This is a genomic window from Ammoniphilus sp. CFH 90114 (genome assembly GCF_004123195.1).
In the GTDB taxonomy this organism is placed as follows: Bacteria; Bacillota; Bacilli; order Aneurinibacillales; family RAOX-1; genus YIM-78166.
The window spans coordinates 24,179-35,440 of sequence record NZ_SDLI01000006.1 but is presented as its reverse complement, the minus strand read 5'-3'; the positions used below and the strand labels follow the sequence as shown (position 1 = coordinate 35,440).

The following is an 11,262-nucleotide window of genomic DNA, read 5'->3' as shown; positions in this document are numbered from 1 at the left end:
TTACCTATCATCTCTCTGTCCAAAATGAGAATGAAACTGTGGTAAAATAGGGAAGTAGGACACCAATTGATGAAGAAGGTGAAAAGAATGAAGGAGTCAATGGCACAGGAACTTGCTACCTTTGCCGGAGGATGTTTCTGGTGTATGGTATCTCCGTTCGAGGAGCAACCGGGGATTATAGAAGTGGTATCAGGATATACGGGGGGATCTAAAGAAAATCCTACGTACAAAGAAGTCTGTTCGGAGACAACCGGTCATTATGAGGCGGTACAAATTACGTTTAATCCAGGCGTATTCCCTTATAAGCAATTATTAGATGTATTTTGGAGACAGATCGACCCGACGGATGAAGGAGGGCAATTCCACGATCGCGGCGGGTCCTATCGCACGGCTATTTTTTATCACAATGAGGAGCAAAGACAACTAGCTGAACAATCCAAACAAGAGCTTCAGGAAAGTGGTCGCTTCTCCAAGCCAATTGCAACCGCCATATTACCTGCTGCACCGTTCTATCCAGCTGAAGAATACCATCAAGATTACCATAAGAAAAATCCTTTCCGATACAAGCTCTATCGTCAAGGATCTGGACGGGACAACTTCATAAAGGAACATTGGAAGAACCATCAACGAGATGAAGAGTTAAAAAAGAAATTGTCTCCCATGCAGTATCAAGTCACTCAAAACAATGGGACGGAGCCTCCTTTTCAAAACGAGTATTGGAATCACAAAGAAGAGGGACTCTATGTCGATATCATTTCTGGTAAACCTTTATTTAGCTCTCTTGATAAATTTGATTCCGGTTGTGGCTGGCCAAGCTTTACCCAACCTATTGATGCTCAAGAGATTCAGGAAGAAATCGACGTGAGTCACAATATGGTCCGTACGGAGGTCAGAAGCAAAGAGGCAGATTCTCACCTTGGACATGTATTCGAAGATGGACCTGAACCAACAGGGTTACGCTACTGTATTAATTCTGCTGCTTTACGTTTTATCCCAAGGGAGAGAATGGAAGAAGAGGGGTACGGTGAATACTTAGATCTGTTCGACAGGAAATAAACGAAATAAGCAAAACCTCACTCCCTGGATGGAAGAGTGAGGTTCTACATTTCTTTCCTTATCGATTACTCAATTGTCGAATTCGATCGTTGATGTCATTGATTTTCTGATAAAGGACCATGCGTTCATCCCACTTCAGAGCAGGATCAAGAATGCTGTCCTTTAACTGTTCCTTTGCCTTAATTAAGGCATAGACGTCTCTCATCGAAAACAAATCATCTGAGATGTTATGCATTATTCATCCTCCTTTCGGTAACCCGGCTGCCGTAGTCTATTCCTACCTTAGGCCCGTGGCTTTGCGTCTTCATCTTTCGAATGAATTTGCCATTTCGCTGGATGAGGAAATTATATAGTGGTTCGATATCAACTTGTAAGGGAAAATAGTCACAATAAAAATTAGTCACGAAAAGTTCACAATCTATTTGTTTATTAGGCTAGCTATTTATTATAATTAGTAGTGTAATTACTATGAAGACAGTGAAAAGATAACAATTAAGGAGGTTTACCAAGTGTCACCAGTAGCTATGACAGCCATGTACCATTCTCATGCTAGTTCTTGGGCGCTCACTATTTTGTTCTTTGCAATTAGCTACATCATGCTGAGACAAGATAAAACAAAGATCCAAAAAGTAACACATATGATTCTAAGATTATTCTCTTTGATTATGCTTGTAACAGGTGTAGGCCTGTTAATTGGTTATAGTTTTGCCTTAACCTTTGTCATTAAGGGAATACTTGCATTCGTTCTCATCTCCCTTATGGAGATGATCCTCGTAAGAGGGAAGAAGGGGAAAGAAACCAAACCACTCTGGATGCCGTTTGCTGTCGTTCTACCTCTTGTAGTGCTGTTAGGATTTAACGTTATTTCTCTGTAAATTGAAGAAACATGGAAGGGTGTCTATATGGCACCCTTTTTCTTTACCGTGTGGAAAATTAAATTAAACGTTTGAATATAGACATTCACCCCATGACGGAGTAATATGATCGAATAAACTCACTCAAAATAAAATCTATACTATCGAGGCGATTCTCCATGCATATGATGTTTTTCGGTTTATTACTCATTACGAGCATGCTTTGGGCTGGTAATTTCGTTGCAGGAAAGTACTTGGTAGATCATGCTTCATCTCTTACCTTAACTGATCTGAGATGGATGATTGCCATTGTTTTTTTACTTCCGATTGTATGGTTTAAGGAGAAGAAGCTTCTGCCACCTAAGTCTGCCCTCATCTACCTGTTTATTATGGGCTTAACAGGTGTTGTGTTATTTAATATTTTCATGTTCCTTGCCTTAGAACGAACTTCTTCTAATAATGCCGGATTACTCTCCGCGTTAAATCCGGTTGCCATTGCGATTGCATCTTTCCTTATTATAGGAGAGAGAATAAGCTTTCGTAAGCTCTTAGGCATGATGATTTCCTTCGCTGGGGTATTGCTTGTCATCACCAATGGACAGTGGGAACGAATCATTCAATTCGAGCTCAATACAGGGGACCTCTTTATGTTAGCAGCAGTCGCTTCATGGGGTGTCTATTCCGTAGCAGGACGTAAAGCAATGGAGTATACGTCTGCCTTTATGTCTACCTTGTGGGCCGGAATTTTCGGAGTTTTAGTTCTTTTCCCCATTAATTTACCTACTTTCACTATTACTGATCCTACTCCTGCTTTTTGGATCGCACTGATGTATGTGAGTGTAGGGGCAACCGTAGTCGCCATGTTGTTTTGGAATATCGGGGTACAACAAGTGGGGGGAACCAAGTCCGGGATGTTCCTTAATTTTAATCCGATATTTACAGCTATTTTTGCTTACTTCTTGCTTGGAGAGACGATGAGCCTCATGCAATTCTTAGGGACTGCGGTCGTAATCGGAGGAGTCCTATTATTCACCATCCAGAAGTCTCGACCTTCCGCAGGTATTGAGTGGAAGAAAAAAGAAGCTTCTTAATAGAGGAAACTAAAAAAGGAACCTTTCGGTTCCTTTTTTGGTTTGAGTTTATCTTCTTGAATCTTGAATATCACGAGACTTGCGTTGATTCTTAAAGTGCAAGTAGATCTTACGACCAATCATCACGATAGCCGCAACAGCAATGATATTAATGAGTAGACCTAGTACCGCACCTAACAGGCCTTCCCCAAACATGCTTCCTAGCAAGAGTCCTGCTAGACCCCCGAACAACATCCCCTTCATGAATCCACCCTTACTAGCAGTAGACGCTGCTGGGTTGTTCGCCGGAGTATTCGTCGTATTGGACGCTGGCTTGTTTGTCGTTGAATTCATTTGGGAATCGTTCTTCGTCGGCGTAAACGACTTCGTCCCGGACTTATAGGATTTCTTGGCATCTACTTCCTGATGGTCAAACAATCCACCGGGAGAAAAGATCAGAGCAAATGCCATGAATACTGCAAGTAGTTTCTTAAACATAATTATGTTTCCTCCTTACATAGATGATGTGCAAAATCTAATTCTATTCTACGGACAAACTCGTACAAAAGTTTCAAAATGAAAAAAATTTTTTTTGAAGTTGATATTGGTTGGCCGATAATATGTCCTCTGACGACAAGTACAGGGCAAGATAGAACTCCTATCTTGCCCTTGTTTCCCCATTACTATTTGTTTAAATCGTCGATTATTGAAAACAACTCTTGTAAATGCTTAATTTCATAATCTGGAACGATCTCATCATTTCTCTCTAAGCCTCGGCGATTAATCCACACGGACTTCATTCCTACTCTTGAAGAGCCAAGAATGTCGGTTGTAAGCTTATCCCCAACCATAATAGCTTCATCGCTAGTTAGCGAGAGCCGTTCAAGCGCATGTTGAAATAGGGATGGGTCCGGCTTACCTCTACCAAAGTCACCAGAGATGATGATATGGTCAAAGTAAGGAGCAATTTCAGGTACTCCCGCAAGCTTCTCTTGTTGCAAATCAGGGGATCCGTTCGTTAAGAGTAATAACTGAAATTTTCCTTTCAGCTGATCAAGTACCTCAAACGTCTCCTCGTAAACATAAGGGCGTTTGCGACGCTCAGCAGGGAAGGTATCAGCTAGTACCTGCCCGAATTCGGGATCGTCTATCCCAAGTGCCTTCAGCCCTTGTGTCCAGGATTCACGACGGTAATTAGGAGCTAGCTCTTGAAGCTTACGAAATTGAGCATCTTCACCCTCAAGAAAGTTAGCCCATAGCCCCTCGAATGGATTGATGCCAATCATCATCGTAAAAGGATAGGTTTCATACGAAGAGTAAAGAGTACGTGCTGCGCTGCGTACAGCTTCCTCTAGTTGATGTGGATCAACATTGTACTTAGACTGTGCTAATTCACAAGTAGCTAGGAACGCCTCTTCTACGCTGCGCTCATCCCATAATAAGGTATCATCTAAATCAAACAATACGGCTTTAATCATCTCCAGCTTCCCTCAATTTCTTAAAATTTTTCTATTATTTTATCATGTATTTTCGAATATGGCTGATTTTTTTTTCAACTTAGGAAAGTTTAAGTTCGTTGAACTACTTTAAATTCGCATTCTTGTTTCATCTTGTGTACTATTAAATAGGAACTTTACCATAAGGAGAGAAACATGAAATCACTAGTCTTAGCAGAAAAACCAAGTGTTGGAAGAGAAATCGCCAGAGTGCTTGGCTGCAATCAAAAAAACAAAACTTATATCGAAGGATCTCAATATATTGTCACTTGGGCGATGGGCCACCTTGTCACACTCGCAGAACCGGAAGACTACGACGCCAAGTACAAAACCTGGAAAATGGAAGACTTGCCCATTCTCCCAACCCATATGAAATTAAAAGTAATGAAAGAAACCTCCCACCAATTTAAGGCGATATCTCAGCTTGCAAAACGAAACGACATTAAGGAATTGATTATTGCAACGGATGCTGGACGGGAAGGAGAATTAGTAGCACGATGGATTATGGATGTCGTTCATTGGAAAAAACCTACAAAACGACTTTGGATTTCCTCACAAACGGACAAAGCTATACGAGAAGGGTTCCAAAAATTAAAACCTGGGGATGATTTTCGACCTTTATATCAATCTGCTGTCTGCCGAGCAGAGGCCGATTGGCTCATTGGGTTAAACGTAACCAGAGCCTTAACCAGTAAATATAATGCTCCACTAGCCGCTGGAAGAGTTCAAACACCCACGCTTTGCATGATGATTGAACGGGAGAAAGAGATTAACAACTTCAAACCGGTTCCTTATTGGACGGTGCAGGCTCATTTTGGAAATTTCCACGCCATCTGGAAGTCAAACCCGAAACAGGAAAGCAGAATCTTTAGCGAGGAGACGGCCAAATCCATTGAGACCAAGGCCAAAAATGCAAAAGCCGAAGTGGTTGCTGTAAAAAGAGACACCAAAGCTGAGCACCATCCATTAGCCTATGACCTGACAGAACTTCAACGAGATGCGAATAGCCGATATGGATTCTCCGCTAAGCACACCTCCAATGTATTACAACGACTTTATGAACAGCATAAATTAGTCACTTACCCAAGAACGGACTCTAGATATCTTTCTTCGGACATGACGGATACCTTAAAGGGAAGACTGTCTAGTATCGCTGTTGGACCTTATGGTACTCTGGTACGTCCCTTATTAAAAAAGGAATTAACCATTACAAAAAGAATAGTGGATGATAGTAAAGTGACAGATCACCATGCCATCATTCCAACGGATCAGCCACTACAGCTAGGAGACCTGTCAGCGGATGAGAGAAAGCTGTACGACCTCATCGCTCGACGCTTTATCTCTCTATTTTATCCGCCCTATCGATATGATTTGATCCAGGTAGAAGTGAAAATAGGAGAAGAAAGCTTCCATGCCAAGGGCAGAATCACCCAAGATGCAGGCTGGAAAGAAGTCTATGTTCAAAGTGGAAGGTCCAACCTAGAAGAGGATCAAACCGAACAAGCACTCCCTGATCTAGCAAAAGGAAACACACTTCCGGTTCAGCGAATGGAGGTCCGCAAGCATCTAACGGAGCCTCCACAGCGCTACAGTGAAGCAGAGCTTCTTACCAAGATGGAGAAGCATAGATTGGGTACACCAGCTACCCGTGCAGATATTATTGAAAAGCTTCTACAAACAGAGACCATCGAACGTCAAGGAAACCGCCTGTTTCCTACACAAAAAGGCTTGCAATTGGCTGATCTTGTAGCGGATGAACTTCGCTCACCGGAACTAACGGCAAAATGGGAGAACGAACTTGAACAAATTGCAAAGGGGAAAGGCAATGCGAAAGCGTTCCTTCAAGAGATTCGTCAACAAACAGCTCAACTCGTATCCGACATCAATCGCAGCGAGACTCAGTACAAGCCGCACAACCTTACTGGATCAAAGTGTCCAGAGTGTAAGGAAAATCTTTTGGAAGTAAAATCAAAAAGAGGAAAAACCCTTATCTGCTCCAATCGCGAATGTGGATACCGACGAGCTGCAGAAAATCCGGTCTTAAATAAGCGTTGCCCGCAGTGTCGAAAGAAAATGGAGTTGCGTACAGGAAAAGCCGGCAAGTTTGCTCAATGCAAGCCATGCAATGTCATCGAAATGCTAGAAGACCAAAAAGCGAGCAAAAAGAAAACCAATAAACGAGAAGAACGTAATCTGCTTAAGCAATACAGCAATAATGAAGGACTAGGGGCAAGTTTAGGCGATGCCCTCAAGGCAGCCTTAGAAAATAAGAATGATCCTTCCTAGCAATAAAATCCTCCTATAGGCCTCTCTCTATGCTTGAGAGGCCACATATATTGTAGAACATAAACATACAATCTACTATTGCGATTCGGAGGTGGAGGAATGCCGTCTGATTCTTGGAAAGGGATTGCACTCGGAGTCATAGTAGGCCTATTTGTTGGGATTTTTCTAAAGGGGATTCTGTTTCTACTGTTTATAGGAGCCGTAGCCTACGTCGTTACAAGCTGGTTTAGCCAATATAAAAACTATAGAACCCGTGTCTTCTGGAAGAATTGGTTGTTGTTTTTTTGCTACATAGGGATTCCTGTCATTCTTCTATTAACCCTGTTATCAAAGCTATAAAAGATGGTATTGTAAGTCCTAGTAGAATTTGTTACCATCAGAGTAACAAAATACTCCTACAGTAGTGGCTTATGCAATTAACCCGGAGAATTTCTCCGGGATTTTGTATATTCTTGCTTCCTACCTATTTTTTCGGTTACAAGGCATTAGTAAGACCCCGGCAGGGGTTAAGGTCCTGAAAGGGTCTACACCAGTAGGCATCGCGACGCCTTTATATATTATTTATATAAATGATTTTTTTATACACTTTTTCCATTCCTAAAGGAGGATCTACATGAATCTTAACTTCGAACAACCAATCGAAAGGCGAAATACCCAGTCCTACAAATGGGATCAATGCGATAAACTCTTCGGAGATAAAGAGATCCTCCCTTTATGGGTGGCTGACATGGACTTTACGGCTCCTTCAGCTGTAATCGAGGCACTAAAGGCCAGGGTAGAGCACGGAATCTATGGTTATACCATTAGGGAAGAGTCGTATTATAAGGCCATTACCTCATGGGTGGAGAGAAGACATCACTGGTCCATTAAACAAGAATGGATTACGACTTCACCCGGAGTAGTAACCGCCCTAAGCATCCTAGTGAACCTTTTAACCGAACCTCATGATAAGATCATCATCCAGACACCGGTGTATCCACCGTTTCATCAAGTCATAAGGGGAAATGACCGTATCATCGTCGAGAATCCTCTCCAACTTAAAGATCATCACTATACAATGGATTTTGATCTGCTCGAACAAGCCATGAAGGATCCGGATGTAAAACTCATGATTCTCTGTAACCCACATAATCCTGTAGGAAGAGTGTGGAAGAAAGAGGAATTACAGAAAATTGGGGAATGGAGTCTAAAATATGGGGTATTCGTTATTTCTGATGAAATTCACTGTGACCTTATATACCGTGGACACCAGCACATACCCTATGCTTCTCTTTCAGACGAAATAGCTAATTATTCCATTACTTGCTTTGCGCCAACCAAAACTTTCAATATTGCAGGTATTCAGTCATCCACCATTCTCATACCAGACGCTGAGTTGCGCAAAAAGTATAATGATAGACTTTCCACCTTGTCCCTTCAGTTCGATAATTGCTTTTCCGTCGTAGCTACTGAAGCGGCTTACAATCACGGTGAAGAATGGCTGAATGGGTTAATAGACTATCTTCACCATAACTTAGAGTATGTCATGGGGTACTTCAACGAATATCTACCTGAAATTTCGGTCATTAAGCCAGAAGGCACCTACCTCGTGTGGTTAGATTGCAGGAAGTTAGGTCTAACGGGTGAGCAGCTCAAAGACTTTATGTATAAACAAGCGAAGATCGCCCTAAACGAAGGGTCTACTTTCGGCAGCAATGGAGAAGGGTTTTTAAGATTAAACATCGCTTGTCCTAAAGAAACCTTAACTGAAGGTCTAGAGAGATTGAGAAGAGCCTTAGAAAAGCTTGAATAATTAGAAAGAGGGTTATCTACTATGCCCGAGAGGATAGCCAGAGAATTTAAGCGACTAATGAAACGCCTTAGTTCCGACAATAACAACTCTACGACAGAGCAAGATATTGACCACCACTCCTCTGGCCCACAAGACGGAACAGTAGAGATCCATGACGGTGTCATTAAGGTGAGCGACCCCCCTGATGGAGGAAAATTTCCTGTTATCGTAGGGAAAGAACCACTCATATTATATATAAACAAAAGCAAGATAAAGCTCCCTGTACGTGTATCCTCTGAAGAACGGTTAGATTGGAGAATAGAAGAGTCTCCTTTATTTACACTAGAGGTTTCAGAAGATAAAATGAAGGCTTATTTACGAGTCCATGACACCAAACGGTATGAATGGAAACTGAAAAGTCATCCCCCAGCACCGTACGTCGAAGTCGAAGCAGAGCAAGATTACAATCACATCATTGAAGCGTTAGAGGAAGCCATGGTGATCGAAGAATTAGAGCAAATGGGCATCATGGGGGGAATCGACCATGAGGCGATTCAAGCTGCTATCATGTCTCCAGGTAGCCCTCCCGTCGTGGTGGCTAAAGGCAGCGAACCCATTCCAGGAACAGATGCTGATATTGAACTTTACTTCGCCTTAGAGGAACAAACGTACTTAACAGAAAAAGATGGGAAGGTTGACTATCGGCAACATCATCATATTCCTATGGTCCGTGCTGGAGAGCTGATGGCAAGGAAAGTGGAAAAGCAAGAGGGGAAGAATGGACGCAACATCTATGGACACATTATTCCCCCTCAACCGGCGAGAGACGTCATAATGGCAGCAAGACAACATGTTGAGATCAAGGATCACAGTGAAGTATACGCCTTAAAAGATGGACGACCGCGCATGCTTGGTGATTCAATTAAGTTCTTTGACGTCTCCACTTCTTACATCGTTCAAGGAAATGTAGACATGAGCACTGGTAATATCATTTTCATTGGAGATGTCGTCGTATATGGAGATGTCATGGATGGGATGCTGATTGAAGCCATGGGAAAGGTGTTCGTATTCGGCCATGTCTATCACGCCACCATTGCAGCCACAGGAGGCATTCATGTACAGGGGAATGTTGTATCAAGCCGGATGTATTCAGGACTGTATGGCGTAGACTATAGTCGTCTGTATATGGAGCTGAAGAAGGTCAGCGAACAAGCAGCCACCTTCATCGAAGCCGTTGAACTGTTAAATCAACATCTTCACGAAAATAATCAGACTGTGGCCATGGGAAGACTATTATTGACTCTTCTCGATCAGAAGTTTTCCCATTTACCTCAGCTCTTCCATGATTTAGTCGTTCTCACGGAGTCGATAAAATCATCAGCAGAACATGATTTTTCCCATATCAGAAGTAAGGTCGAACCTTATCTGAAGCCACAAAGAATGCAGGAAATACGATCCATAGATGAATTGTATGCCATGCAGGCTAACTTGGCAGATATGCGTCAAAAGATACGTTCCTATGAAGAAAAAAAGGCAGGGATTGAAGTTCGACAATGTCACCATTCCCTACTCAAAGCAACAGGAGATATCCGTATTAAAAAAGAAGGGATCATACAAAGTGATTTGTACACAGAGGGAAATATCATCTTTTATGATCGACATTCTGTCTGCCGAGGGGGAAGCATCATCGCCGAAGGAAGTATCTCTGCTATGAAGGTGGGCGGCGAAGGCAGCGGGAGGACACAATTGACCGCTGGATACCGGATCTTAGCAGAAAGTATTATGGAATCTCGGATTTGTATTCGACGGCAGTGTCGCGATATCGCAGAACCCGTATATTATTGTAAGGCCTACTTGAAGGATAAGGTACTAGTCATCGAGAGTGGGGAAGAAGGAGAATATGACGAATAGAGGCTGGCCCTAGGGTTAGCCTCTATTTCTATTATATCCAATACGTTTTAGCTCATAATTGGTTTCATTTTCTTGTCTTTTTTATCATGAAAGATACCTTGTTGATTCATACTAAGATTGGAGGTGAACATCATGCCAAACATTGAGGTTAAGTGTTCTGTTTCCAACTGTTCCTTTTGGGGTAAAGGAAATAACTGCAATGCCCCTGCTATTATGGTCGACATCGACCAGCACGCACAATATAATGCAGAAATGGCTAGTGAATTAGGAATTGATACGGATCATCAAGACCAAGCTAACGATTCCGCTGCTACATGTTGTCGTACCTTTAGACCTAAAAAATAGTTCTTACATGAGGGGTGACTCAACGCGTCGCTTAAAAGCGATCTGTATGAGGCAACCCTCTTTCTTTTATCGCTAACATGTAGTACATTCAACACTAGGTACATACTCTCCCTGGCTGGATGCTATATGGAGGAAGGGGCTAATAGATATGACAACGACTAAACCATGGATCATGTACGAGAGCAAAGAAGAAATAGGAAAGACGATTCAAGAGGGCCTAGCTGAGAAGCTGTTGTTGCCCGTAGGATTCAGCCTAGAGGAGGAAGGGTTCCTATTCATTATTCAGTTGCCTGGAAACCAGGCCCATATTAGATGCACATTAAAAGATTTAAAAGATATGTATCCTAATGCGGATGAGTTTGTGAATTTTATTGCCTCATGTTGGCAAGAAAGTCTAGACGGAGCGGCTAAGGACGCGTAAGAAGGGTAAGAAGGAGAAGGGGCTTGCGCTTGCAAGGTGCCCCTTCTTAGCG

General features: G+C 42.4%; 12 protein-coding genes and 1 riboswitch. Of the genes, 9 read left to right on the top strand and 3 right to left on the bottom strand.

The features are described 5' to 3' along the window. The first annotated feature begins 87 nt into the window (after positions 1-87). Positions 88-1,056 carry a peptide-methionine (R)-S-oxide reductase MsrB gene (gene msrB, locus EIZ39_RS14400; RefSeq protein WP_240675818.1) on the top strand — a complete coding sequence of 323 codons (969 nt, stop codon included), beginning with the start codon at positions 88-90 and terminating at the stop codon, positions 1,054-1,056. Positions 1,057-1,114: 58 nt separating this feature from the next. Here msrB and EIZ39_RS26665 read toward each other — a convergent pair whose 3' ends face one another. Continuing rightward, complete coding sequence (locus tag EIZ39_RS26665) at positions 1,115-1,291, bottom strand: hypothetical protein (RefSeq protein WP_164985103.1); 177 nt, start codon at positions 1,289-1,291, stop codon at positions 1,115-1,117. Positions 1,292-1,304: 13 nt separating this feature from the next. Further along, positions 1,305-1,392, bottom strand: a riboswitch (cyclic di-GMP riboswitch). 173 nt (positions 1,393-1,565) lie between these two features. Here EIZ39_RS26665 and EIZ39_RS14395 point away from each other — a divergent pair. Beyond that, entirely contained in the window at positions 1,566-1,931 is a 366-nt protein-coding gene (locus tag EIZ39_RS14395; RefSeq protein WP_240675817.1) for a DUF1516 family protein, read from the top strand. A 158-nt stretch (positions 1,932-2,089) separates the two neighbouring features. Beyond that, a complete protein-coding gene (locus EIZ39_RS14390; RefSeq protein ID WP_129200693.1) occupies positions 2,090-3,001 on the top strand; it encodes a DMT family transporter in 912 nt (303 codons plus the stop codon). Between the two features lie 48 nt (positions 3,002-3,049). Here the strand turns inward: EIZ39_RS14390 and EIZ39_RS14385 are convergent, their stop codons facing one another. After that, positions 3,050-3,478: a hypothetical protein gene (locus tag EIZ39_RS14385; RefSeq protein WP_129200692.1), complete on the bottom strand. Its 429-nt coding sequence runs from the start codon at positions 3,476-3,478 to the stop codon at positions 3,050-3,052. Positions 3,479-3,663: 185 nt separating this feature from the next. Then, on the bottom strand, positions 3,664-4,458 hold the full coding sequence (locus EIZ39_RS14380) for an HAD family hydrolase (protein WP_129200691.1): 795 nt from the start codon (positions 4,456-4,458) through the stop codon (positions 3,664-3,666). A 174-nt stretch (positions 4,459-4,632) separates the two neighbouring features. Here EIZ39_RS14380 and EIZ39_RS14375 point away from each other — a divergent pair, with 174 nt between their 5' ends. The 6 genes from EIZ39_RS14375 (at position 4,633) to EIZ39_RS14350 (ending at position 11,210) form a co-directional block, all read left to right on the top strand. Continuing rightward, positions 4,633-6,762: a DNA topoisomerase III gene (locus tag EIZ39_RS14375; protein ID WP_129200690.1), complete on the top strand. Its 2,130-nt coding sequence runs from the start codon at positions 4,633-4,635 to the stop codon at positions 6,760-6,762. Positions 6,763-6,861: 99 nt separating this feature from the next. Next, entirely contained in the window at positions 6,862-7,101 is a 240-nt protein-coding gene (locus tag EIZ39_RS14370) for a hypothetical protein (protein ID WP_129200689.1), read from the top strand. Between the two features lie 274 nt (positions 7,102-7,375). Beyond that, positions 7,376-8,554 carry a MalY/PatB family protein gene (locus EIZ39_RS14365; protein WP_129200688.1) on the top strand — a complete coding sequence of 393 codons (1,179 nt, stop codon included), beginning with the start codon at positions 7,376-7,378 and terminating at the stop codon, positions 8,552-8,554. Positions 8,555-8,575: 21 nt separating this feature from the next. Continuing rightward, positions 8,576-10,444: a flagellar assembly protein A gene (locus EIZ39_RS14360; RefSeq protein ID WP_129200687.1), complete on the top strand. Its 1,869-nt coding sequence runs from the start codon at positions 8,576-8,578 to the stop codon at positions 10,442-10,444. A gap of 132 nt (positions 10,445-10,576) precedes the next feature. Continuing rightward, on the top strand, positions 10,577-10,789 hold the full coding sequence (locus tag EIZ39_RS14355) for a DUF1540 domain-containing protein (protein WP_129200686.1): 213 nt from the start codon (positions 10,577-10,579) through the stop codon (positions 10,787-10,789). Positions 10,790-10,937: 148 nt separating this feature from the next. Next, on the top strand, positions 10,938-11,210 hold the full coding sequence (locus EIZ39_RS14350) for a hypothetical protein (RefSeq protein WP_129200685.1): 273 nt from the start codon (positions 10,938-10,940) through the stop codon (positions 11,208-11,210). Positions 11,211-11,262: the final 52 nt, after the last annotated feature.